This is a genomic window from Alteromonas sp. ISO5 (assembly GCF_058105165.1).
This window is the reverse complement of the sequence record NZ_CM176572.1, coordinates 949,101-972,526: the sequence shown is the minus strand read 5'-3', so window position 1 is coordinate 972,526 and position 23,426 is coordinate 949,101. Positions and strand designations below refer to the sequence as shown.

At 48.5% G+C, this 23,426-nt stretch carries 22 protein-coding genes; 10 read left to right on the top strand and 12 right to left on the bottom strand.

Translation table 11 applies throughout. The features are described 5' to 3' along the window. The first annotated feature begins 23 nt into the window (after positions 1-23). Positions 24-275, top strand: coding sequence for an acyl carrier protein (locus AC2T0J_RS04385; RefSeq protein ID WP_489808956.1), 252 nt, complete (start codon positions 24-26; stop codon positions 273-275). 342 nt (positions 276-617) lie between these two features. Here AC2T0J_RS04385 and AC2T0J_RS04380 read toward each other — a convergent pair whose 3' ends face one another. The 4 genes from AC2T0J_RS04380 to AC2T0J_RS04365 form a co-directional block, all read right to left on the bottom strand. Beyond that, a complete protein-coding gene (locus AC2T0J_RS04380; RefSeq protein WP_489808955.1) occupies positions 618-764 on the bottom strand; it encodes a hypothetical protein in 147 nt (48 codons plus the stop codon). A gap of 194 nt (positions 765-958) precedes the next feature. Beyond that, positions 959-1,285, bottom strand: a complete 327-nt coding sequence (locus AC2T0J_RS04375) for a potassium transporter TrkG (RefSeq protein ID WP_489808954.1) — start codon at positions 1,283-1,285, stop codon at positions 959-961. Further along, complete coding sequence (locus AC2T0J_RS04370) at positions 1,213-1,434, bottom strand: hypothetical protein (protein ID WP_489810431.1); 222 nt, start codon at positions 1,432-1,434, stop codon at positions 1,213-1,215. Before AC2T0J_RS04370 ends, AC2T0J_RS04375 begins: the two co-directional genes overlap by 73 nt. 285 nt (positions 1,435-1,719) lie before the next feature. After that, a complete protein-coding gene (locus tag AC2T0J_RS04365) occupies positions 1,720-1,911 on the bottom strand; it encodes a potassium transporter TrkG (protein WP_489808953.1) in 192 nt (63 codons plus the stop codon). A gap of 135 nt (positions 1,912-2,046) precedes the next feature. On the opposite strand from AC2T0J_RS04365, the gene AC2T0J_RS04360 reads away from it, so the two are divergent. Further along, on the top strand, positions 2,047-2,595 hold the full coding sequence (locus tag AC2T0J_RS04360; RefSeq protein WP_489808952.1) for a YaeQ family protein: 549 nt from the start codon (positions 2,047-2,049) through the stop codon (positions 2,593-2,595). Positions 2,596-2,659: 64 nt separating this feature from the next. Here the strand turns inward: AC2T0J_RS04360 and AC2T0J_RS04355 are convergent, their stop codons facing one another. Together AC2T0J_RS04355 and AC2T0J_RS04350 are read right to left on the bottom strand one after the other, a co-directional pair. Continuing rightward, a complete protein-coding gene (locus tag AC2T0J_RS04355; RefSeq protein WP_489808951.1) occupies positions 2,660-3,427 on the bottom strand; it encodes a hypothetical protein in 768 nt (255 codons plus the stop codon). A 154-nt stretch (positions 3,428-3,581) separates the two neighbouring features. After that, entirely contained in the window at positions 3,582-4,481 is a 900-nt protein-coding gene (locus AC2T0J_RS04350; RefSeq protein ID WP_489808950.1) for a LysR family transcriptional regulator, read from the bottom strand. A 520-nt stretch (positions 4,482-5,001) separates the two neighbouring features. Here AC2T0J_RS04350 and AC2T0J_RS04345 point away from each other — a divergent pair. From AC2T0J_RS04345 to AC2T0J_RS04330, 4 genes are all read left to right on the top strand, one after another. Next, positions 5,002-6,081, top strand: a complete 1,080-nt coding sequence (locus AC2T0J_RS04345) for a serine hydrolase domain-containing protein (RefSeq protein WP_489808949.1) — start codon at positions 5,002-5,004, stop codon at positions 6,079-6,081. Beyond that, positions 6,078-7,553 carry a flavin monoamine oxidase family protein gene (locus AC2T0J_RS04340; protein ID WP_489808948.1) on the top strand — a complete coding sequence of 492 codons (1,476 nt, stop codon included), beginning with the start codon at positions 6,078-6,080 and terminating at the stop codon, positions 7,551-7,553. Before AC2T0J_RS04345 ends, AC2T0J_RS04340 begins: the two co-directional genes overlap by 4 nt. Positions 7,554-7,561: 8 nt before the next feature. Beyond that, positions 7,562-7,951, top strand: a complete 390-nt coding sequence (locus AC2T0J_RS04335) for a c-type cytochrome (protein WP_489808947.1) — start codon at positions 7,562-7,564, stop codon at positions 7,949-7,951. 88 nt (positions 7,952-8,039) lie between these two features. Then, positions 8,040-10,400 carry a TonB-dependent receptor gene (locus AC2T0J_RS04330; RefSeq protein WP_489808946.1) on the top strand — a complete coding sequence of 787 codons (2,361 nt, stop codon included), beginning with the start codon at positions 8,040-8,042 and terminating at the stop codon, positions 10,398-10,400. A gap of 166 nt (positions 10,401-10,566) precedes the next feature. Here the strand turns inward: AC2T0J_RS04330 and AC2T0J_RS04325 are convergent, their stop codons facing one another. The 4 genes from AC2T0J_RS04325 to AC2T0J_RS04310 all read right to left on the bottom strand — a co-directional run bounded on the left by AC2T0J_RS04325 (position 10,567) and on the right by AC2T0J_RS04310 (position 17,929). Next, entirely contained in the window at positions 10,567-10,779 is a 213-nt protein-coding gene (locus AC2T0J_RS04325) for an alpha/beta fold hydrolase (RefSeq protein WP_489808945.1), read from the bottom strand. A 148-nt stretch (positions 10,780-10,927) separates the two neighbouring features. Further along, positions 10,928-13,681 (bottom strand): M16 family metallopeptidase, encoded by a 2,754-nt coding sequence (locus AC2T0J_RS04320; protein WP_489808944.1) that lies wholly within the window; start codon positions 13,679-13,681, stop codon positions 10,928-10,930. Between the two features lie 147 nt (positions 13,682-13,828). After that, positions 13,829-15,892: an amidohydrolase family protein gene (locus tag AC2T0J_RS04315; protein WP_489808943.1), complete on the bottom strand. Its 2,064-nt coding sequence runs from the start codon at positions 15,890-15,892 to the stop codon at positions 13,829-13,831. A 54-nt stretch (positions 15,893-15,946) separates the two neighbouring features. Continuing rightward, entirely contained in the window at positions 15,947-17,929 is a 1,983-nt protein-coding gene (locus AC2T0J_RS04310) for a methyl-accepting chemotaxis protein (protein ID WP_489808942.1), read from the bottom strand. A gap of 216 nt (positions 17,930-18,145) precedes the next feature. Here AC2T0J_RS04310 and AC2T0J_RS04305 point away from each other — a divergent pair, with 216 nt between their 5' ends. Continuing rightward, positions 18,146-18,268 (top strand): hypothetical protein, encoded by a 123-nt coding sequence (locus tag AC2T0J_RS04305; protein ID WP_489808941.1) that lies wholly within the window; start codon positions 18,146-18,148, stop codon positions 18,266-18,268. Positions 18,269-18,791: 523 nt separating this feature from the next. Continuing rightward, positions 18,792-19,433 carry a LysE family translocator gene (locus AC2T0J_RS04300; protein WP_489808940.1) on the top strand — a complete coding sequence of 214 codons (642 nt, stop codon included), beginning with the start codon at positions 18,792-18,794 and terminating at the stop codon, positions 19,431-19,433. Between the two features lie 14 nt (positions 19,434-19,447). On the opposite strand, the gene AC2T0J_RS04295 is transcribed toward AC2T0J_RS04300, so the two are convergent. After that, positions 19,448-20,215: a ParA family protein gene (locus AC2T0J_RS04295; protein WP_489808939.1), complete on the bottom strand. Its 768-nt coding sequence runs from the start codon at positions 20,213-20,215 to the stop codon at positions 19,448-19,450. A 177-nt stretch (positions 20,216-20,392) separates the two neighbouring features. On the opposite strand from AC2T0J_RS04295, the gene AC2T0J_RS04290 reads away from it, so the two are divergent. Further along, the gene (locus AC2T0J_RS04290) at positions 20,393-21,553 is read left to right on the top strand and encodes a tetratricopeptide repeat protein (protein ID WP_489808938.1); all 1,161 of its coding nucleotides are present in this window, start codon (positions 20,393-20,395) and stop codon (positions 21,551-21,553) included. Beyond that, the gene (locus tag AC2T0J_RS04285; RefSeq protein WP_489808937.1) at positions 21,553-22,473 is read left to right on the top strand and encodes a M28 family peptidase; all 921 of its coding nucleotides are present in this window, start codon (positions 21,553-21,555) and stop codon (positions 22,471-22,473) included. Before AC2T0J_RS04290 ends, AC2T0J_RS04285 begins: the two co-directional genes overlap by 1 nt. Positions 22,474-22,519: 46 nt before the next feature. Here AC2T0J_RS04285 and AC2T0J_RS04280 read toward each other — a convergent pair whose 3' ends face one another. Further along, positions 22,520-23,359 carry an isopenicillin N synthase family dioxygenase gene (locus AC2T0J_RS04280; RefSeq protein WP_489808936.1) on the bottom strand — a complete coding sequence of 280 codons (840 nt, stop codon included), beginning with the start codon at positions 23,357-23,359 and terminating at the stop codon, positions 22,520-22,522. Positions 23,360-23,426: the final 67 nt, after the last annotated feature.

The following is a 23,426-nucleotide window of genomic DNA, read 5'->3' as shown; positions in this document are numbered from 1 at the left end:
GAAATAAATTGAAAGAGCTAGCAATGAAAAAATCAGTGTTGAGTAACGAGTTAACTCATTGGATGAAGTTATATCTAGCTGATTTATTGGGGGAGAGCTATAATGATATTGGTGAAAATTCACCCATCAGAGAGTTTGACCTTGACTCTATAGATGCGGTTACTATCACGATAGAATTAGAACGTGCTTTTAGCATCAAAATTACTCCGGAATATTTTTTTAACGGTGATATATGCCTAGAGAATATTGCTAATGATATCGCCACTCGGGTTTAATTTTATTTAGATAATTCTTCGGGTACTTTTGAAGGCCTTTCTGAAATCTTCACAATTGTTTACTTGGTTTTCGGCGCTCTTGGCAAGAAATCTCAATCCAGTGGCGTTACTTATATAGATATCGTAAGTCAAGTTGTTGTCAGCTTTGGCAAATACGTAAACTGCTCCTAGGCCATTTCAGAACAGCTCCTTTCCTTAGACAGAGGCGTCGGGAGAATTTTCATTACAAATAGGTTCTTTGGGTGTTTTTGATATATAGTGTGATTTATTGGTTTTTCATTGTTATAAATCATATTTCATGGGGTCTTGTTGATCAATTCATTTTCAGGGACTGACTTCCCCTTACCTTAATCTGCTTAGCGGATCATTTTGCTCACCGGCATGCCTAATTTTGTTCAACACGGCAACACGTGCCATGGAGTCGCCCACCTGAGCGTTGTAATCCCGTAAACGGAGTTTTTCACCCGTCAGAGATTTGTAGCGCCACATGGCGGTCTCCGCCAGCGAACGCTTATGATAATCCGTTTCTCGCTTCCATTCTTTAAGTCTGCGAGCCTAATTGTCGCCGATATTCTCCGGCGATATCTCGGCGCACAGAATTTGTGCGATTGGCATCCACACCCAGGTGTAGTTGTCGCCAGGTACGGCGCTTTTCTTTACCATGCTTGCGCACTTTCCATTCCTTATCCAATCGCAAGCCGAGACGACGGGAAGCGTGTCGCTTTTACACGTGGGCTGGTAAGACAGTAAGCTACTGTCAGCGGTCCGAGCCTGCCAGTAAACATCAATAACATAATAACCAATTTGCCAGGGTTACTTAGTTCGGCCGTTAATCCCTGGGATAAGCCAATCGTGCCGAGTGCAGAGACTGTTTCAAAAACAACATCAAAGAATTTACCATTTTCTGTTATCAGCAATCCAAACATACCCAGCCAGGTCACACAGATGTATGTAATGGCGAGTGCCTTTCTGACGGTTTCCGACGGAATTGTTTTATCAAAACTTTCCACATTACTGTCTCTGCGCAGAAAGCTGTATGTGGAGAATAACAGAACAAAAAAGTAACTACCTTTATCCCACTGGCTGTACTAAGTGACCCACCACCGGTAAACATAAGCAGCAGTATCAATGCTGTAGAAGCGTCTTTCAGCGACGCGATATCAACGGTGTTGAAATCAGCCGTTCTCGGTGTGACCGCCTTTAACCAAGCGGCAAGCTATTTGTCAGACTGGCTTAACATGCCAAGAGTTTATGGGTTGTCATATTCAATAAAATAAATGGTAAGCAGGGCTAACGTGTATAGAATGAGTGTGCCCGCTAGCATAAGTCGGCTATAGGGAGTGAGTTTTCGCTATCTTCGCTTTTGCCAAATATGTAGCCAGAGTGAAAAGCCCAAACCACCCGTAGTAAACAATGACGTAATGGTAAGATTAATAACGGGATCCTAAATATACGGCATCAAACTATCTGCGCTAAGGGCAAAACCCGCATTATTGAATGCTGATATAGTGTAAAACATGGCATGCCACAGACTGGTTTTCCAGTCCATTTCAGTGAACCAATACGCGGTCAGAATGCTAATCCCGATAAGCTCGACAATAACAGCAAAAAGAATAACCGCTTTTGCTATATTCACTAGCGTAGACGCAACAATTAGCTAACCATTGCGGACGAATGATATCAATAGCTGCTAATATACGTGTAAAATCTGCTGAGCGGGAGCGTTGCGACATTGCATGGCGTTTGCACCCTTTATTACCTCAGGATTACTATGGCACTTAAAGCAACCATTTTTAAAGCAGACCTGTCGATCACCGATATGGACCGCAACTATTATAACGATCATAACCTGACCATTGCCCGGCATCCGTCTGAAAACGATGCACGCATGATGCTGCGTATTATTGCGTTCATTGTGAATGCTCATGAGCGATTACAGTTCACTAAAGGGTTATCCGATGATGATGAGCCGGACCTGTGGCAAAAGCACTTTAGTGATGAGATTGAGTTGTGGATTGAATTAGGCCAACCCTCAGAGCAACGTATTAAGAAAGGCTGTAATCAAAGCCAGCAGATGATGATTTATTCCTACGCCGACAACAGCTTTGATGCATGGTGGAAAAAGGAACAAAATAAGCTGCAAACCCGCAAAAACCTCTCGGTGTTTACCGTGCCCGAAGCACTGGCCTCCACGCTGGCAAACGTCGTTCAACGCTCTATGCAAATTCAGGTTACCGTGCAGGATGGTCAGATGTGGCTGACTATCGAAGGGCCAGAGGCAACGGAAAGTGTTGAAGTGGCCATTGAACAGCACATGTAGCAGGTGGTAAGCGACGGACGTCTGGAACGTCCGTCAGGCATTATTTAGCAGCAGGAAACACTGCCTAGTTGAACAGATCTTTAAGTTTGTCTTTGCCTTTTTCCAGTAACTTGTCTTTTTCTTCCTCAAGTTTTTCTTTGGCTTTGTTAGCGACCACTTTCTTCGCTTCGGCTTTAGCCTGTTTAATCGCGTTATCCAGCATTTGCTGCACTATAGCGGCACCAACCTGGTCGGCTGGCAAACCGTCGGGCTTACCAATTGAACCGGCGTTGAAGGTGGGCAACGTGACTTCATAAGCCTTTTTATCAATCTCAAATTCCCCGGTATCGAGGTTTTCAAAATTCAGTACTAATCTGGCGTTGCTAACGGTTACCTGGTCGACAATCAGTTTCGGGCTGGGTGATGAAGGATCGGCGGGTTGCTCACTGCCGCCTTCAGGCAGGTTAGCGGTCAGGTTGTTCTTCAGCACTACCAGGTTACCCTGACCACTGCTATCCAGTTCATACAGAATCTCCGGGCCGTCGACAGTGACTTCCTGAATGCGGTAAGGTTCCTCGGTAGAACCTCCCAAGTCCAGGGTGATGCCGCTGAGGCTTAGGGCATCTTCGTCGCTAAAGCCATCCGGGTTTTCCACATCGATATCGTCTATGGTCAGGCGGCCTTCACTGAAAGACAAATCTACCGAAGCAACGCTCACCGGGGTGGCTAAATACTTGGTGCCCTGAGTTTCTATCTGCGAGCGGATAAATTCATTGGCACCACTGGCCAGAAACACCACTGCGCCTACAATAACCGCGATAACCAATAACAAGATAATAAGCACTTTCTTCATAACACTTCCTTATATTTTGTGCGTCCGGAGCATCCTACTATAAAAATGCGATGCGCCTAAATCGAACAACCTGTTAATTAATCAATATTACACCTGTTTAGTGCTTTTTTAAGGACTAGACATAATAAATGTATTCATGATCGCCCTCGCAATTTCAGGTTTCAGGTTCTGATTTTAACGCATCAAGCACCAAACTGAAGGCGCGTGAATGATGTCGTCGGTTTGGATAAAACAAATGAAACCCCGGCGAGAGTGGCATCCAGTCTTTTAAAACCTGAATCAAGCGACCTTCTTTGGCTTTCCATTCGAACAAATCATAGGGTAAATAAGCTAATCCTGCGCCGTCAAGAGCAGCATGCCAGGCGTGACCATTGTCACTAAAGGTCCACTGGCCATTCACTTTTTGAGTAAATGGTCTACCGTTTTCTTCAAGGAGCCAGTCAAAAGTGCGTCCATCATTCAGTTTTCTGACTTTAATACAATTATGTTTAAGTAGATCTTCGGGTTTTTGAGGATAACCGTAACGATTTAAATAGTCGGGTGAACCAGCAATTACCATCCCAACCTTTTTGCTTATGGGAAAGGAAATCATGTCTTTAGGGATTTCCTGTGCAATTCTGATCCCAATGTCATAATGCTCTGCGACGATGTCGTCTACCCGGTTGTCGACTAGCAGTTCAATGTGGAGGTTTGGATAACCAGCTAATTTATTGCGCAATCTGGGCCATACTAAAGCATGCGCCGCATAGCGACAGCTTATGATTTTCACTGTGCCAGAAGGGCTTTCCTGCCATTCCCCAAGGTTTGATATCGCCTCCAGAATATTGTCAAAACTTGGATTGATAATTTTGAGCAACTGTCTGCCAGCGTCGGTTGGATACAAACTGCGAGTACTGCGGGATAAAAGCCGGGTTCCAAGTCTGTCTTCCAGTGCTTTTACCGCATGACTCAAGGCTGACTGAGAGACGCCCAATTGTCTTGCTGCCTTGGTAAAACTACCTTCTTTTACCACCACGCTCAGTGCAACCAGATCGTTTAAATTTTCCCGTAACACGCAGGGGTTTCTCTTCGATTCTACTATTTATTTATGAATATTAATTATCAAAAGAGAGGTGAATGCAACAGTTAATCGCGATTATCAACTATTTAGTCCTGTTACCACACTCCTTGACGCTATTTAGCGCTAGGGCCTATGAATTTGTTTCATAACCAGAGTGATTTCCTGCGCTAACACTGATTCTACCTGGGATTATGCAGAAGCTGCTAAACCAGAATTAATAACGTTCTTAATTTTATTTAACAAATGTCAAAGTTAAGTCGGTTAAGCACTGCTAGGTTGATTAATAATTAAGCAGCTTCAGCTGGTGGACCAGTAGCTCGTCATGCAGTCTTAGTCAGATGATGCCATCGGACTTCTGCATTATGAAAGCGATGACGCTTGCTGTTAAGGCAATGGTGGAGACCCCGTGATTTTTCGATTGGCAATGTGTTTTATGCTTTTGAGTTATTTTTCCCTGGCCCAGGCCGAGCAAAATTGGCCAACACAACAACAAATCAACTTCGTAAAGGAGCGCATGGCTAACTTTCCTGTTAAGCGTTTTATTTATGATGTGGATTGGTATACGCCTCTGGAAGTAGTTGATGGGGATTATTCGCGTCAACTGCTTGTTAACGCACAAACCTCACCCGCAATCGATCAGGCCATTGCACTGGTCGAAAAGCATGACAGTTACGCCTTTATTTACTGGCAGGGCGGGGCTATAAAAGCGGAAAAGTATTGGTACGACTTTGGCCTACAGTCGCGTTTTGACACCGCTTCGATGCATAAAACGGTAGTGGCTGTGTTGTTAGGCATAGCGCAACAGCAGGGACTCATTGGCAATGTGGATGACCCGGTCGACAAGTATTTACCCGAATTACAAGGTACGCCACGGGGGGCTGTTAGTTTGCGCGCTATGTTGGAAATGGCCAGCGGTATTACTACACCTCCGGTATCAACTAATCCGGCAAGTGCCTATTATCAAACCTATTTTGGCAATGACTTGAGTCAGGCTATTGCTCACTGGCCAATGCGGTTTGAGCCGTTCCAAGAGTTTTTTTATGCCAATGCTAATACCCAGTATCTTGCCTGGATCATAGAACGCACAAGCCACATGCGGTATGCCGATTTCTTATCAAAATATCTCTGGCAACCCATTGGGGCCGGCGATGCGCGGTTGTGGTTGGATCATGAAGGTGGCAGCCCCCGAGCATCATGTTGTCTGCAGGCCAGTGCAAGAGACTGGCTGAAATTCGGTTTGCTATTACTGCAACAAGGCAAAGTGGGCGAAACACAAGTTGTGCCAGCCGAGTGGATTTCAGCTATGACCCAACCCTCTCAACTTAATCCAAACTATGGCTGGCAAATCTGGCGCGGCAGTCCACACAACCCAGGCAGGATTTATGGTAAAGGGATCCCGGCCGTCGTACCAGCGAAAGACCCCTTTAATCGCGATGATGTGTTTTTCCTGGATGGTTCTGGCGGACAAAGGGTTTACGTCATTCCCAGTACAAACACCGTGATAGTCCGCATCGGCAAAGCTGATCATTCCTGGGATGACTCTGCATTACCTAATTTGTTACTGCCAATTACACAGATGGAAAACAATCAATGAAAACAAACAGACGTCAATTAATGAAAGGGGCTTTGGCCTTATCGGCTCTGTCGATAACGGCAACCGGCAGAGCCAAAGCCGTCGAGAAAACCTCAGTCACCGTTGTCGGTGGCGGGCTATCGGGCTTAAACAGTGCGTTAATGCTTAAAGATGCCGGGTATGAAGTGATTGTACTGGAAGCTTCAGAACGGCTGGGGGGACGTGTATATACCGCTGATAATGTAGAAACCCGCCCAGAATACGGCGCCAGTCAGATCGGTAAGTCTTACGCACGAACCATTAGCTTATGTGAACGCTTTAATTTAAAGCTGATCCCAGAACATCGCAAACTGATGGCAATGTCTAATTATATAAATGGCCAATGGGTGAAATCGACCGATTGGGAACATTCCGAGGTGAATAAAACAGTCGGGGATGAGCGCAAGATCCCCCCGGCACTGTTAAGTTCGAAGCTGCTCACTCAACTCAATCCGCTTAAGTCACTTACTGATTGGCTAGACCCTAAATTCAGTGATTATGATATTTCCATTTACGACCTGTTTAAACAGCATGGTGCCTCTGAAGAGGCCATCCGGCTGGCTTCAGCTACGACCGACATTCACACCGCTTCGGCTTTAGGGTTGCTGCAGGAAAAAAACCGCGGTCTATTCGACCTGGCGTTCACTAAAGATGTTCAGGACGCTGTGGATCGCCCTTATGGATATGGCAACGGTAAAGGTATGAGCGAAGGGCTAGCCCTGATTAATAATATCGAAGGCGGTTGCTCTCGTTTACCTGAAGCTATGGCAGCAGCGTTGGGTGACAGTGTGCGCACTGGCAAGATGGTGCGCAAAATCAATATGACAAAAACGGGCGCCGAAGTGACCTGCATGGACGGCAGCCGTTTTCAATCTGACTATGTTGTCAGTGCATTGCCTTTCTCGACGTTACAGCATGTATCGGTATTTCCTGAGCTTGAGGGTAAACAGGCAGAAGGCGTGTTTACCCTCGATTATGTTGATACCTCACGGGCGTTTGGCGTTATCGAGGAACCATTCTGGGAAGAAGACGGATTTGAGCCTTCCTTCTTCAGTGACGAAACGGTGCAAATGTTCTGGGCTTTGGAACCACGCCCGGATGAAGAGAAAAGCCGCTTTATGGTGGTATTTACCGATGCCGCCGCAGCACGTATCGATCAGTACTCTAAGGACAAAGCGTTAGCTGTAATGGAAGCGGAAATTAACCGAATACGACCGTCAACTAAAGGTAAATTACGTTTCCTTGATATGTATGGCTGGAAAAACAATCCGATGATACAGGGGTGTCGCCATATGTATGCTCCGGGACAAATCAATCGTTTCGCTAAAGAAATCATCAAACCACATCATCGTCTCCATTTTGCTGGTGAACATACCCGTCGGAATGATTTTGGAATGGAATCGGCACTGGAGTCAGGTGAGCGGGCAGCATTTGAAATTATCAGCTTAGGATAAACAGGCTTATGAATATAATAACGGTCTCAAAACTTGTACTCGCTTTACTCGTGGCCTTGATGGGCATAACCAGGACAATGGCTGCAGAGCTTGAGCCTCTCGCCGCCAAAGGGAAATCACTCTTTGTGGTTTGCCAGGCCTGTCATACCACCAACGACCAGCCCAGCATAAAAATTGGCCCGAGTCTAAAGGGGATTGTCGGTCGGGATACCGCCAGTCTGGCCACATTTAGTTATTCAAAGGCGTTGAGTGAGACGGATTTTAGCTGGGATGAAACGACTTTAGATCAGTGGCTGCAGAGCCCTGCACAGCTGGTGCCTGGGAATATTATGAGCTTTTCCGGGTTACCCAATGAAGCTCAGCGTAAAGCAATTATTGCGTATCTCAAGACGCTCTAGACCTATCAGGAATACCGACAGTTATGCCGCCGGATTCTGTATACAAAGCAATAAAACAAGACTCAACAAGATATTGTGAGGAAATTTAATGAGAACAACGTGTAATAAAACCATGCGTTATAGTCTGGTAGCTGGTGTCGTCATCAGTGCTATTCAGCCAGCACTTGCACGAGAAGATGAAAAAGGGGCTGAACCCCAGATTGAGAAAATTGAGGTGACTGCCCGTAAACGTTCTGAAAGCATCCAGGAAGTTCCTCTGGCTGTGTCAGCGCTTATTAGTGACGATATTGAAAAGCGGGGTATTATTCAGATTAGTGATCTGGCTGATAATGCGCCTGGTTTGGTGGTTTCCAATAACTATTCGGGTAAAACTGACCGCTCTGTGCAAACCTTCATTTTAAGGGGTTTTACGCCAAGTGGTTCTCAAGCAACCACTTCTATGTTTATTGATGGTGTGCCAGTGTCTTCCACTACTGCCGTATCGTCTATTGGTTCGCCGGAACGCATTGAGATTTTGCGTGGACCGCAGGCTGCTTATTTCGGTCGAAATACCTTTGCTGGTGCAGTGAATGTGGTAAACAAAGAGCCTAATAAAGAATGGGCTGGCTCAATGGAAGCGACCGTCGGAAACTATAGCTTTACGCGCTTTCGAGGCGAATTCGAAGGGACTCTGATTGACGATGCTCTTGCTTTTAGAGCCTCAGTTGAAAGTTATGAAAAAGACGGTGCCTGGGATAACCATGGTCCCGATGGTGGCACGCTGGGTGATCAGAAAACGACTATGGGGAATCTGTATGTGCTGGCAACGCCAACCGAAGACTTAACCATTAAAGCCTTTGGCTTCTACTCGCACGATGAGGATGGTCCGGCGGCCTCGGCACTGATCGCAGCCTACAACATTAATGATTATTCTGGTAACCGACTGGTACAGGGACAAAGCAACTGTGAAATCAACGGTGGCAACCCGTATATTTGTGGCCAGTTGCCAGATAAAATCGATCCGCTTTCCTATAACACGCATTTACCCGAGGACTCGCCACTTAAAATTCCTTCACTGCGTTTAACGGATTTGGATATCAACGACTACGGTATGGAACGGGAAACCTATCATGCCCATTTGGTGGTGGATTATGAGATCGGTGACAGCGGTTTTACTGTCTCATCTCTCACCGGTATGAATGACGAAGAGTGGGTGATCATTAATGACATCGACCACTACTATTCCAGTGACTACAACTTTGCCTATATGTCGGAACGTCAGATTGAAGACTTCTCTCAGGAGTTACGCTTAAGTTACGCAGGCGATGGTCCGTTAACAGGTACTGTAGGCCTTAGTTATCTTGACGCTGAGTCGCAAACCGGTGCGGGTTACACTATTTATCAGCCATTCTTTAATTACACTTTTGCACCGGCTCAGGGCGGCACTGCTTTCAACGAGACCACCGGTTTGTTCTTCGGTTTATCCTATGAGTTTACCGATAAAGCGACGCTGAGTGCCGAAGGCCGTTATCAGCGTGATAAGGTGTCCAGTGAAACTGCAACCGGTGAGCTTGAAGCTGAAGCAACCTATAATAACTTTTTACCGCGCGTGATCCTGGACTACAAATTTAACGATGATTTGATGGCTTACGTGACTTACTCAAAAGGGGTAAACCCTTCCCGGTTTAATACTGTGCTTTCAACCTATCTGCCAGAAGTACGTGCTGCGGCAGAAGAAGCCGGTATTACCCTGGCGGTACAGCCCGAGGAAGTAGATAACTACGAAATTGGTGTAAAAGGTTCTGCGCTGGATGGCTCTATGACCTATGTGGTTGACGCCTATTTTGCAGACTGGACGAATCAGACCAACCAACTGAATGGCACCATTGTGGTCGGTGGTTTGCAGGAAACTTATGCCGGTTATGCGAATACCGGCGGGGTGGAAATTAGCGGTCTGGAAGGCGAGATAAACTGGATGCTCACCAGTCATCTGCGGTTGAACGCAAGCGGGGCTTATATTGGTTCTGATATTCAGGAATTCACCAGTGTTAACCTGACTCGTCTGGTGGGTTATACCGACTTTTCAGGCAATGAAATGCCTGGCGTATCAAAGCAATCAGGCAATGTTGGTCTACAGTACAGCGACTTTATTGGTGAGTATGATTATTTTGCCCGAATTGATTACAGCTACAAATCAGGCATGTACACCAGTGAAGCTAATCTGACCGAAACGCCTGATCTACAGAAGGTAAATCTTAGAGCTGGCGTTTCATTTGGTAGTTTTAGCGTGCAGGCGTATGTGAAAAACGTCTTTGATGACAAATCCTATACGTATGGTCGTGACTACAACATCCTGGGTTATCCTGAAGGCGTAGACTCCGGATTTGCAGGCTACACCGCTATCTTAGCGTCTTTGCAGGAGCCGCGTACAGTGGGCTTAACGGTTAAGTATAGCTTCAGCCAGTACTAAGCCCTATTGATTTATACGTTCAGAAAACCCACCCTGGCTAACAGAGTGGGTTTTCTTGTTTAAATGCTACGAATGTTGCTGCAAAGGGTTGGTTTAGACTGTGCCGGCTTAGTGGATTGCTTGTGTGAGTTGCAATATCGACAGGGCCACAAGTTCAGGATTATCTTTATGTGGTTATGGGCGAAACCGATTTTGAGCGAACATGCATTGTTTGTTCTGAATTGGCAATACGCTCACGGTCGATAGCATTAAATTCTTTGCGCTGATTGCGCACTGTAGGTTCCAGCAACACAACCCTCTTGATCAGTTGCGGCATTAATTGTGCGGCTTCGGTTGCTACCAGTCTGCCATAAGAATGGCCAACCAGAATTATCATCATCGCCCTGATGCCGTTTAATTTGGTGGATTAACTGCTGAACATCCTCCGCATTCGCTGCAGAGCCAGCTGGTATGACACCGGGGGAGTAAACCCCAGGGAAATAGTGAAAGGAAGTTGCCAGCGGCATTTGCCGCTGGCAGCGCGGATATTACAGACTATTCATACTCTGTACCGAAACCGGGCCGAGATCGGCGGCTTCCACTTCAGCTTTAATTTTTTCGGCGTCACCAATAATAAGCCAGGTAAGCTTATCAGGATGGATCACCTGAGCTGCGGCTTCATTGAGGTCGTCCAGCGTAAGGCCGTTGTATTTTTCTACCAGAGTTTCCGGGTAGTTATACTGGCGATTAAAACGGCTACTGGAAAGCAGGCTCCCCAGCACAGAGTCAGCTGTTTCAAACTGCCCCGGCAGGGACCGTACCTCATCCAGACGCGCACGCTCAAGCTCCGTGGCCATCGGCGGCTTGTCACCCAGGTAAGCATTGAGCTCCTTCTTCAGCTCCAGTAAAGACGGGCCGGTCTGGTCGGTCTGAACCGGTGCATACACCATAAACGGGCGCTGACCACGGGCATCCTGCAGGAAGGTATAAGCGCCGTAAGACCAGCCCTTGTCTTCACGCAGGTTCATATTTACCCGGGCAGTGAAAGCGCCGCCTAATGTCAGGTTCATCGCTTCAATGGCAATATTGTTGTCGATGCCTGTGGGTGGCGCTAAATGGGCAGCCAGAATAAGCGATTGCTGAGAGCCCGGGCGGTCAATAATGATGGCCTGGCCCTGTTCAGGCAGTTCGGCTTTGGCGATTTGCTTGCTGCCTTTGCTGCCAGATACTTTCCACTTGCCAAACGCTTTCTCAAGGGCCGGTTTAATCTCATTTAAGGTGGTGTCACCTACAACGAAGATGGTGGCATTATCCGGCCGTAACCAGGTATTTTTAAAGTCAACCAAATCACTACGGGTGACCGCCTGTACATCTTCAGCCGTCCCCGTGCCGGTAAACGGGATACCGTAGGCATGGTCGTCACCGTAAATAAGTGGCGGCAGCAGGGTCAGGGCAATACTTACCGGGCGGGTCTTTTGCTGAGCAATATTACTTAGTATAAGAGCACGTTGGCGCTCAATCTCTTCCTTGTCAAAGGTTGGATCTTTAAGAATATCACCAAGTAAGGCCAGTGACGGTTTCATGTTCTCTTTTAGCATCGACATGCTGACGGTGGTGGTGTCGAGGTTGGAACCACTGTTTAAATTAGTGCCCAGTTGTTCCAGTTCGGCGGCCAGTTCCAGTGCGTCATAGTCACCAGCACCTTCATCCAGCATACGGGCGGTAAAGCTGGCGAGGCCAAGTTTGCCGCCTGCATCGGCGGCATAACCGGCATCAAACTGCACTGCTACATTCACTAATGGCACCGTAGAGCGCTGCGCAAACACCACCTTTATGCCGTTGGACAACTCGGTTTCAGTGACTTGAGGGAAGCTCAGCTGAGTTTCTGCATCAATCGATGGCAGGCCAGTGCTGCGGTCAACGCCTTCAGCCTTGGCCGTATGCTCTTCGAAAGGCACAAAGGTAATCTGATGCCAACCATTCCCTAGCCATTGCTGGGCGGCCGCTTTAACTTTTTTAGGGGTGGAATCAGCCAGTTCTTCTAATTCGGTTTTAAAGTAATTGGGATCGCCGGCAATGTATTCGCCGGTAGCCAGCGTATCGGCCTTACCGCCAAAGCCGCCAACTTCCTCAAGGCCTCGAATAATTGAGGCGCGACGCTTGGTGGATACGAGTTCTACTTCGTCACGGCTTGGGCCTTTACGTAAAAACTCGGCAATGATTTTATCCATTTCGCGTTCAACTTTAGCCGGATCTTCGCCGGCTTTTACGTCCACACTGACACCGAAGATAGATGCCATCTGAAGTTCATAATTAAACACTGAGGCATTGGTCGCGATCTGTTGGTCGTAAACCAGTTCTTTGTACATTCGCGAGTTCTTGCCATCGCCTAACACACTGGCTGCAATAAACAGGTCTGTGGCGGTGGGGCTGGTGTTCTCAGGCGACACCCATAGCCGGTAGATGCGGGTTTGCGGTACTTTGTCCTGCACTACCTGGCGTGTATTGGCTTTACGCTCAGGTACCCAGGATTGCCACTTGGCCAGGGCCGGGCCCGGCTCAATATCGCCAAAGTATTTGTCTACCAAAGGCTTGGCTTCGGCGGCGTTAATATCGCCACTAAGCACTAAAATGGCATTGTTAGGCCCGTAATACTGATTAAACCAGGCTTTTACATCGTCCAGTGAAGCCGAGTTCAGATCATCCATTGAACCAATAACGGTATGATTGTACGGGTGGCCATTGGGAAACAGGGCTTCAACCACATGATTAAACAAGGTGCCGTAGGGCTGATCCTCGCCCTGGCGTTTTTCGTTTTGTACTACACCCCGCTGCTCATCGAGCTTTTCCTGGGTTACCGCACCGAGCAAATGCCCCATACGGTCGGATTCCATCCACAAAATCCGATCGAGTGCAGGGGTAGGAACGGTCTGGAAATAGTTAGTGCGGTCGAAGTTTGTGGTGCCGTTCAGACCGGTAGCGCCAGCCTCCTGTAATGGCCCGAACCATTCATCATCGTAGTTTTCTGAGCCGTTAAACATCAGGTGCTCAAATAAATGTGCAAAGCCGGATTTACCTTCGGGTTCGTCTTTTGAACCCACTTTATACCACACTGCCACGGCGACAACCGGTGCTTTGCGATCTTCATGAACAATAACGGTGAGGCCGTTATCGGTGGTAAATTTTTCGTAGTCGATATTAATGTCGTCTTTGGCAAACGCAGCAGTTATGTATAAACCGCTGAGTGCCAGCACACCAACGCCTAGTTTCAGGCCTTTGGTGAGGTGTTTGATTACTGTCATTTTTGTCATCCTTAATCTTTTTATTAGCGTTGAGTATCGCCCGGGCAGATTTGTGCCAGTGTTAAACATATAGCATTCCGCCAGTAATTAAAGTGCTGGCGGAAGCAAAACTGTAAATGTTTGTTAACGGGTTAAATTCGACCCGGTTTAATCGGGAGCATGCACCTTAGGTACTTCGGTAAATGGCTGTATGCCAAACGAAGGATAAACCTCGGAGGGAAAGTAGATGCGTCCCTGAGTGGCAACCATGGCGATGGTTTTAATGGCCTTCAGATCCTCGGTTGGGTCACCGGGAACCAGAAAAAAGTCGGCCTGTTTACCCACTTCAATAGAACCGCGTTCTGTGTGGCCCAGATATTGCGCCATATCATAGGAACCGCGCCGCAGTGCTTCGGCTGCGGTCATACCGATCTTTTCAAACAACTCCAGTTCACGATGCAGGTAAAAAGCACCGCCCATGTCGGTGCCGGGCACCAACAGAATGCCACGTTCGTGCATTAACGCCAAAGTATCGAGAATTTTCTGGTAAGCGCTAAGATAAGCTTCATCCTCGGCTTTATCGGCAACGTTAAGCATGGCGGATTTAGCCGACCGCTGGACGCTAATGGGCATGTGATCAATATAATCGCGCACCGCGAAGTTGGTAATACCGTTACGGCCCGTCATGGCATATTCGTGGATCACTGCGGTGGGGTCGTGGGCAATGTTGTTTTCGGCCATTAGCTTCAGGGTATGCTGCACTTTATCGCTGTTGAGATCCAAATCAACAAAGCGCTTCATGCCGGTAATTCTGAACAGAGTACGGGTGTCCTCTTCCGGTCCGAGGACCCAGCCGAGCATAATCTGATTGATATGAGTCAGTTCATCATAACCTGCCTCAATCATCTGGTCGGCGCGGTAAAACGCCGGTACATGGCCCGCTACCCGCATACCCAGCCGGTGGGCTTCTGCTGCCATATCTTCAACCCAGTCACCGTTCATGGAGTTGTAGATTTTAATTTGCCAGTAACCTTTTTCGGCGTAGTGTCTGACCAGCTCCAGCGCTTTGTCTTTGCTGTCTGCCAGTTCTCCGGTTGCCGCGCTAAATTCACTTACGCCTTCAATAAAGCCACTTTTGGTAATGGTAGGGCCAATCAGCACGCCGCGGTCAATCTTATCTATCAGGTCCGACAATACGTCGTCTTCGTTACCCATATCGCGAATGCCGGTAACGCCGGCCATGACATTCATGATCGCCTGATTATCACCAACGTGACCGTGCATGTCGTAGAGTCCTGCCACCAGTGTGCCGCCTTCGCCTTCGATAAATACTTCATCGGTGTCAGGCGCCGACCGGACGTCTTCGATGGCGGTAATGGTATCGCCGGTCATGACCACCGATACCGGGTCTGTCAGACTAAGTAACTCAGGGTTAAAAATACGCACATTGTTAACCCGCACCGGTTGCTCATATTCATGAGTTACGTTACTGGCGATGTCTTCATAACGCTGAGTATTGAGCGTTGCCGTAAGTTCGCGCAGGCGGCTATCTTCATCCTCAAACCCTGCTTTCAACAGTGCGAAACGTGGTGATACGGTGCCCACGTATTGCTGTTGTTCATCGAGTATTATATAGCTTGGGTTGAGGTCGATACCCCCAACGGCATACAGGGTAGCTGCTAATTCGCCGTCTTTGCCCTGTAAGGTAAGAGATTCTTTCGGGGTAACGGTTACCTGGCCGGCCGGTAATGCAGGGTAGGGCTCACCACCGGCATCGAGCACTGTTTTAGCGTAGGTATACAGCGCATAAGGGCTGGGATTCTGGGCAATATAAATAGGCTCATTGCTGGCATCGGCTTCGCCACTGCCTGCGGCAGAGGTCCAGCTGGCCTGGCCGTCTTTTAACTCATAGGTTTCATTAACCTGATTACCGAAGGTTGTTTTACCGGTGATGTTCCAGCTGATTGGCAGGCCCGCTTCAGAGAGTAATAACGTTTCTTCGCTGCTGGCGCCACGGCCGTTATTGCTAAATCCATAGCTGATCTCAATCAGGGGGCCGGACTGGCTGATGGTCATATCACCCACATCGGTACCGCCAAACAACACATTGTAACTGGCGGTTTGAACCGTTGGTTGCTGGCTATGTGAAGCCGTTGTGTCTGAGCTAACAGGTGCTTCACCGCTACAGGCGGCTAAACCGGTAAGTGTGAGTAACACAATCAGTTTTCGCATGTTTCATCCTTTTTGTTGTTATCATTCCCAGTATGTCATAAAGCGGACATTAGCCTAATACTTAAAATTACCCATGGTGCGCTCCAGAAGCGCATTGTTTGACTGTAGATCGGTTGTCAGTGCTTTGAGCTCATCGGCAATCGAGACCTGATGGATAGCGGCGTCCTGCACCGAAATGACATCCTTAGCAATTTGGTCTGAGGTCACCGATTGCTGTTCGGCGGCGGCCGACATCGCATTGGCCTGGATCTCCACGTTAATGGCGCTTTCGCGAACGGTGTTCGCAGTGCGCTCGCCGCTTTCGGTAAGGTTGAGTGATGTGCGCGCGGCGTCTGCGCTCTGGCTGACCCCGTTGATAACTTTGCTACTCACTTGCGCCAGTGTATCGAGTAACGATGAAATTTTATCGGATGAGCCACGACTGGCGGTGGCCAGTTGCCTGACTTCGTCTGCCACCACGGCAAAGCCCCGTCCGTGCTCACCGGCCCGGGCAGCCTCAATAGCAGCATTCAGCGCCAGCAGGTTAGTTTGATCAGAGAGGCTGTTGATGGTGTCGAGAATACCGCTGATCTCGCTTAAGTGTTCGCCCATGGTTTTAGCGCTGTTTTCTACATCCTGCATTTGTTCTGTCAGGCTGTGGATCGAGGTTTTAATGGTGTTATTGGCCTGGGTTGCCTCGTCGGCCAGTTTGTCCAGGGCCTGACTCGACTCCAGGGTATTAAAGGCTGACTGAGCAATCTCTTTACTGGTTTGGGTCATCTGTTCAATGGCGGTTGCTATGCTCATGGCCCGCTGCTGGGTTTGCTCCGACTCGTGGTGAATGGTATCGGCCGATTCGGCTACGCTGTCGCCCAGCCGGGTACTGGTATTTACCGATTTAGCCAGGCCCGTAATCAAATCGCGGATAGCCAGTAAGGTTTGATTAACCGCTCTGGAGATAACGCCAAGTTCATTGTCGCTATTGAGTTTAACGCTAATGGTGAGGTCGCCGCTGCGGGAGATCTCGTTGAGCCTGTAAGTCAGTGTGGACAGCTGGGAGTTAAGGGTTTTGATCAGGGTGATGACCAGTAGGATAACCACTGCAAATACCGCTCCAGTTACCGAAACCAGCACAATCAGGCTGGTGAGCTCTGACTCGTATTCTGCCTCTGCACTGGCTTTTACCTCTAACCAGGTGTAGTCCAGCAACTCCTTCACCAGGCCAATCTGGGCCGTCGCCTGACCAAACCAGTCGGCAGCGGCCGGAAGTTGCGAAAAATCAACCGATTCAGCAACTAAAGCGCGGTAAACCTTATCCATAAACGCTTTTTGTGAGGAACTGGCAACGGTATTGAAGTCAGTCAGTTCCTGGCCGGTTAAGGCATTTTTTTGCACAGTAATAAGATATTCAATGTTGTCATGGTATTCAGACAGGTCATCGGCTAACTGCGCAGTGATGCGCTGGCTGGCCAGTACGCCATTAACTTTGCCTCGTAATTGGCCGAGACGCTCCTTCAGCCAAGCCTGGGTCAGGGCGTGAGCAATGGTATTGCTCACATCGCTGTTGGTAATGTTCAGTACCAGTGTATTGGCGGTGTCGAGCGCCATACGGTTGACCTTACTGTAATAAGCGAAAGCTTTGCTGCCTTCACGCCTGTCGACTTGCTGATGAATGACAGTTTTGTTGTCCAGCATAGCAAACAGGCTGTTGAGCTGGTGTTGAATACTGAGTGAGTCAGGCCAGTCCTGATTTGCAAGCTGACGCAAAGCATCCACTGAAGCACTGGCTTTTTGCCGTTGTTCGAGGACTGTTGCCCGCGCCTGCTCACTGCCAGAGCCCAGAAAACCAGCGGTTAGCCCCCGCTCCACAGCATGGTTATGGGCAATTTTTTCAACCGCATCAACTAATTCAACCAGGCGGGTTTCCAATTCAGCCTGGTGTAACTGAGTAAGGCTTTTGTTGACTGCGATGCCGGTCATAACCAGCATTAATCCGCCAATCAGGCCGATACACAGTAGCGTCAGGTGTACTATCGATAAACGTATCAATCCATTCATAGTCTGCTCGTCAGAAAGACCCTGGACTACACAACTCAGAGGTATCTTGGTTAACTAGGCTTATAACAGCGGTGTTTGAGGGATATCTTTTGGCTTATTTCCCGCCGCTTGGACTAAAGTATAGTTAGAGATTTATGTTTCGCGACAATTTGCCAAAACGGAATGGGAAACGGGCCTGGCGGCCCATAAAGGATTGGCTTTTAAGGATTAAGCAGCTTGCTGCCAGTAAAAGTGGATGTTATTCAGTGCGGGAATATCAGCACATCATCCTCACCAAATCTGGTGGTTGCCTTGAGTGGCGGCAGTTTACTGAGCATGCCATTTACCCGGGCAATATAGTGTTCTGATTACGACATGGCTTCGGTAAAGGTCATGGCCATCATTTTTTCTTTTTTCGCCTGGAAATAATCACGGGCTGAAGCGGTTGCAAACTCCGGTTGGTCATAAGGATATTACGCGGGAATAGCAAGCTGTTCATGTCACTGCTGTACTCGCTAAGCAGTAAGGTGACTTCATCTGCCAGTTGCCTGAGTGGCAGCGGTTTGTCAGCGAGCCCCAGGGACAAGGGGTTTGTTCATTATATCCAGACTCTCGCCCATTGCGCTGCCGTCATCGAGTCGCAAAATAGGCCCCATTTTTTACCAATCAGTTGATGACAGGTCTCATCATCGTCATTCAGCAGCAGTGCCTTCTCGTGAGGAATATCGGTATAGTTTACCAATCGGCGCACACGCAAAACGGGCAGAGTAAATATTGATACAGGGTGAACATCGGCACACTCCTTTTAACCGAGTTTGCTGGTAGACTACACCGTATTCACCTTACACATTTCATTTTTCCAAGATAATAAGTTATTCATTTTATGACTTTAACGCCTGATACCCTTATGGCCTTTGTAGTCGCAACGCTGATCATCAGTTTGTCGCCCGGCCCCTCCAATCTGTACATTATGGCTTGCACGCTGGGTTCAGGCCGTACCGGCGGCACCGCGGCAGCACTGGGTATGGCAGTAGGGTCTTCCAGTTATGCCATTGCCACGGCTTTTGGACTGGCGGCCGTTATAGCGTATGTACCTGTGGTCTTTACGGTGATAAAGGTGCTGGGGGCGCTGTATCTAATCTATCTTGGGGTCACTGCAATACGGTTTGCAGCCGCGCCACACCTGCGCAAGCCGGTTCAGGCATCGACCCGGCGGATAGTTTCCAGAAGCTTGCTGGTAGAACTGAGTAACCCCAAAACTGCGCTGTTTTTTATTGCCTTTCTGCCGCAGTTCACCCATGCGACGGGCGATGTGTTGATCACCGATTTGCTGATACTGGGGCTGCTATTCAGTATTATCGCATTGTGTTGTGATTTGCTGGTGGTGCAACTGTCTCATCAACTGGGGCGCTGGATGGCGAGAAACCCCCGCATCGCAGTGCGTCAGGAGCAGTTGGTGGGGGGGATTTTCCTTGGTTTAGGCGCAACCTTGTTGTTGGATATTAGCCAGACAGTAACGGTCTAGTCAGCCGATAAGGCTCAGCCACCTTCTACTTCGTCAAATAACGCCGCGATTTGTTTGGTAACCTTATGGCTGGGCATTAAAAACGGCAGCGGCGTGCGATGAGAGTGCGACTCTTTGATTTTCACAGAGCTACTCAAACGCGTTTCAAACAACGGCAGGCCTTTCTCCTGTAGCTCACCAATCAACGCCGCTGGCAACTTGGCCTGAGCGTTATACTGGTTAATAACAACACCGGATAGTGCCAGTGACTGATTATGGTCTTCTTTGATTTCCATGACATTTTCCAGCAAACGCTCAATGGCCTGGGCGGAAAAATGATCACAATCAAACGGTACCAGAAACTCATCGGCAGCAATTAGGGCTGCTTTTGAGTAAAAGTTAAAGTTGGGTGGTGTATCAATATAAATGCGTTCAAACTCTTCGCTCAGTGCTTCCAGGGTTTCCCGTAGTTTGAACATCTTATAGCGTGACTCCAGTTCCCGTTCAATTGTGGCAAGGGAGGGATCTGCCGGCAGTACAAACAGGTTTTCGAAGGCGGTCTCCCGCACAAAAGCGGTGGGCGGCTGGGGCTTGGAAAACCATCCCACAATCTGCTTAAACATGTCGGCCACAGTGAGGGTGTCTTCGGTAATATCGATGCCCGCATAGTGGGTACTGTTGCCCTGTGCATCCAAATCGACCAACAGGGTTTTATATCCTCTTAAGGCACTTTCTGCTGCGAGATTGGTGCTGATGGTTGATTTGCCAACACCGCCCTTTTGATTGAATACCACCCGTTTCATGTGACTCCCTTTATTTCCTCGTCGGTCGATGAGATGAGGACTTGCTGTATAAATAATCGACGCTTTCAGCATAAGTTATCCCTGCCGAAAAGTAACGGATTAAAGTGTTTAAATAATGTTAAATACGTGTGAATTGAGCTAAACTTAAAGGAGCCCTTTTAATGGAGGCGCCTGCCTATGAAAGTTTATGCATTGGTTGTCGTACTCAGCAGCTCCATCTTGCTAGGCGGATGCGCCAGTACAGAGCTCGATGACGGTAACGACTTACACCCGGTTTATACCGATGCATTTCCAGCTGCCAGGTCAGTAAACATTGAGTCGCCAGCCCAAATCCTCACGCTGCCGGAAGAGGCTAAACGGTTTTTAACAAAAATTAAGGTGACGGCTGAACAAAAAAAAACCACCCCGTTAGACGAGCTGGTAAATAGTCTGTTTGCCGAGCAGAAGCTTGGGTTAAGTTACTTTGGCGATGCAAATTCCACGGTTGCAGAAACCTTTAAAAACCGCCAGGCCAACTGTCTCTCGCTCACATTGATGACCTATGCTCTGGCAAAGGGGCTCGGCCTCGATGCCAGTCTACAGGACGTGTTTATTCCCGAGTACTGGTCGCGCAAGCAGGGTTTTAGTTTGCTCAACGGTCACGTCAATGTATTGGTCACCGACAAGCGGGGTTTGTTCGTTACACCAAGACTGATAGATTTTGACACCCGCATGCTGGGGCAGCAATTTAAATCAGAAACCATGTCGGTAAACCGAGCGCTGTCGATGTTTTACAACAACAAGGGGGCTAATGCACTCGTATATGGCAATTTCCCGGTGGCGTTTCGTTATCTCAGCGCGGCCCTGAAGCAGGACGAGCAGTTTACCGCGGCATGGATCAATCTGGGAGTGCTGTACCGGTTTACTGAACACTATGACTATGCTGAAGAAGCCTATAAAAAGGTTCTGCAGATCGACGCTCAAAATCTTACCGCCAGAGAAAATCTGGCTATTTTGTTTCGCCTGACAGGTCGTGACTCCCAGGCCACCGAGTTAGCCAAAGAAGTGCATCAACTGAGGGCTGCTAATCCTTATTACCATTTGATCCGCGGCGATGAAGCCTTTGATGAAGGGGATTTTAACCTTGCACACAATTATTACCGCCGGGCTTACCGGTTAGACAGAACCAATCATTTGATCCTGTTTGCATTGGGCAAGACCGCGTTGGCTACAGGTGAAACTGACGAGGCACAAACCTTTCTGGCTCGAGCCATTAAGCGCGCGGAATTAGCGGCCGATCGACAGCGCTATGCTGCCAAGCTGGCTATGCTGAGCCATTATTATGAGGAACAGCTGTAGTGAAATTGACCCTGTTAGTTGCTGTCTGGGGGATAGGCTGGTGTGCACTGGTGAATGCCAGTGAACCCGTGTGGATGCAGGATCTTAGCGTGCTGGCCGACGATGTGATGGAAGGCCGCGAAGTGGGTAGCAAGGGGTCTAGGCGGAGTCGCGAATACCTGATGGAGCGGTATGCGGAAATCGGCATTGAACCGCTGCCAGCACTTAACGATTATGGCCAGCCTTTTTCGGCGACCCGCAAGAATAAACGCCTGGCCGGCACTAATGTAGTTGGTCAGCTGAAAGGCACCCTGGAACGCTATATTGTTGTAAGTGCTCACTATGACCATATAGGCCGTAAGGGAAGGCGCATATTTAACGGTGCCGATGACAACGCCAGTGGTGTGGCGGCTATGTTGTACCTTGCTGCGCAAAGTCAGCAAAGGGGACGCCAGTGCCACCAGGTGTTTTTAGCTTCGGATGCCGAAGAACATGGCCTGCTAGGGGCCAAAGCCTTTGTGGCGTCTGACGTGGTCGGCGGTAACTTGATTTTCGTGAACCTTAATCTCGACATGCTCTCGCAACCGGGCGGTCGCAAGGAAGTGCTGGTTAGTGGTAATCTCAGCCATCCGGCGTTTAATGGTCTGATCAAAGAGATCGAACTCGCCAGTAACATGCCTATGATTGCCACCGATGAAAAGCGTCGGGTAGGCCGCTACCCGAGTCTGGCGGACCGCCGCAAGGTGAGCGACCATGCCGCCTTTGCTGAACAGGGCATCCCATTCTTGTTTCTTGGTGTGGGCCGGCATAATTACTACCACACGCCCAGGGATACCGCATCCCGGGTAAATCAATCGTTTTATGGCGAGACCGTCGCTATTGCGTGGCAATACCTGCAAAAACTCGATGCTTTGTGCGCTGAAGCTAACGAGCGGCCATAAAAACGCGGAGCTGTTAGTGCTTCGCTAATCAATTGGATAAAGCTCGCTAAATAACGCCCAGCTCGCGTAGACGTTCCTGTAAATACGCTTCAGCGGTGTAACGGTCAGACAGTTTAACGTCCGGACGCGGGTGAAGGAACAATGGCAGGGAAATGCGCGATTTAGTCATATCCGCACCGTCCGGGTTAATTACCCGGTGGATGGTTGATGGATAATAACCGCCGCTGGCTTCCTGCAGCATGTCGCCAATGTTCACAATCAGCGTACCAAAGTCGCAGGGTACATCCATCCATGAGCCGTCTTTGCGCTGAACCTGTAACCCCGGTTCGTTCGCTGCTGGTAATACGGTTAGCAGGTTGATATCGCCGTGAGCTGCAGCACGGATAGCATCTGGCTCTTCATTGCCGTCCAAGGGGGGGTAGTGAAGCACCCTCAGCAATGTTTGCTCACTGCCATTAATCATTTGTGGTAATGGCTCGTTAAAATTGGCCTTAACGTCTTCTGGTGCATTGTCTTCTACCCAGCTAAGTAATTCAGCGGCCAGGCTGGTGGTTTTGGCGTAATAATCTGCTAACTGCTGTTTTAACTCAGGGGGGCACATACCCCATGGGTAGTAGTGGAAATATTCCTTGATGTCTTTTTTCTTAAAGCCTTTGGCAACTTCGGATACCGACTTGGAAAAATAGCCGTCCTGAGTGCCTTTGTTGTAGGTGTAATCGAACTTTTCTTCGCTGTCGAAAAAAGCCTGCCAGGCGGTGTAGATATCTTCTACCAATTGTTTTTGGATAGGGTGATTTTTTAACACGCCAAAACCGGTTTCATGCAGCGATTTAGCAAATAACTCGGCAGCGTTGTCTGCCTGATAGTCCACGGCAACTAAGTTCATTAGGGTTTTCCTGTCGTTCTGATTTTACAAATTATAATGTGGCTTTGAGGTACTGCAAATGCCGGCG

Bases quoted from the DNA above. Each gene is read 5' to 3' on its own strand.
- AC2T0J_RS04355 (WP_489808951.1), bottom strand. From the start codon at position 3,427: ATGAAGAAAGTGCTTATTATCTTGTTATTGGTTATCGCGGTTATTGTA.
- AC2T0J_RS04360 (WP_489808952.1), top strand. From the start codon at position 2,047: ATGGCACTTAAAGCAACCATTTTTAAAGCAGACCTGTCGATCACCGAT.
- AC2T0J_RS04325 (WP_489808945.1), bottom strand. From the start codon at position 10,779: ATGATGATAATTCTGGTTGGCCATTCTTATGGCAGACTGGTAGCAACC.
- AC2T0J_RS04315 (WP_489808943.1), bottom strand. From the start codon at position 15,892: ATGCGAAAACTGATTGTGTTACTCACACTTACCGGTTTAGCCGCCTGT.
- AC2T0J_RS04310 (WP_489808942.1), bottom strand. From the start codon at position 17,929: ATGAATGGATTGATACGTTTATCGATAGTACACCTGACGCTACTGTGT.
- AC2T0J_RS04320 (WP_489808944.1), bottom strand. From the start codon at position 13,681: ATGACAGTAATCAAACACCTCACCAAAGGCCTGAAACTAGGCGTTGGT.
- AC2T0J_RS04330 (WP_489808946.1), top strand. From the start codon at position 8,040: ATGAGAACAACGTGTAATAAAACCATGCGTTATAGTCTGGTAGCTGGT.
- AC2T0J_RS04290 (WP_489808938.1), top strand. From the start codon at position 20,393: ATGAAAGTTTATGCATTGGTTGTCGTACTCAGCAGCTCCATCTTGCTA.
- AC2T0J_RS04380 (WP_489808955.1), bottom strand. From the start codon at position 764: ATGTGGCGCTACAAATCTCTGACGGGTGAAAAACTCCGTTTACGGGAT.
- AC2T0J_RS04280 (WP_489808936.1), bottom strand. From the start codon at position 23,359: ATGAACTTAGTTGCCGTGGACTATCAGGCAGACAACGCTGCCGAGTTA.
- AC2T0J_RS04335 (WP_489808947.1), top strand. From the start codon at position 7,562: ATGAATATAATAACGGTCTCAAAACTTGTACTCGCTTTACTCGTGGCC.
- AC2T0J_RS04300 (WP_489808940.1), top strand. From the start codon at position 18,792: ATGACTTTAACGCCTGATACCCTTATGGCCTTTGTAGTCGCAACGCTG.
- AC2T0J_RS04385 (WP_489808956.1), top strand. From the start codon at position 24: ATGAAAAAATCAGTGTTGAGTAACGAGTTAACTCATTGGATGAAGTTA.
- AC2T0J_RS04345 (WP_489808949.1), top strand. From the start codon at position 5,002: ATGGCTAACTTTCCTGTTAAGCGTTTTATTTATGATGTGGATTGGTAT.
- AC2T0J_RS04295 (WP_489808939.1), bottom strand. From the start codon at position 20,215: ATGAAACGGGTGGTATTCAATCAAAAGGGCGGTGTTGGCAAATCAACC.
- AC2T0J_RS04340 (WP_489808948.1), top strand. From the start codon at position 6,078: ATGAAAACAAACAGACGTCAATTAATGAAAGGGGCTTTGGCCTTATCG.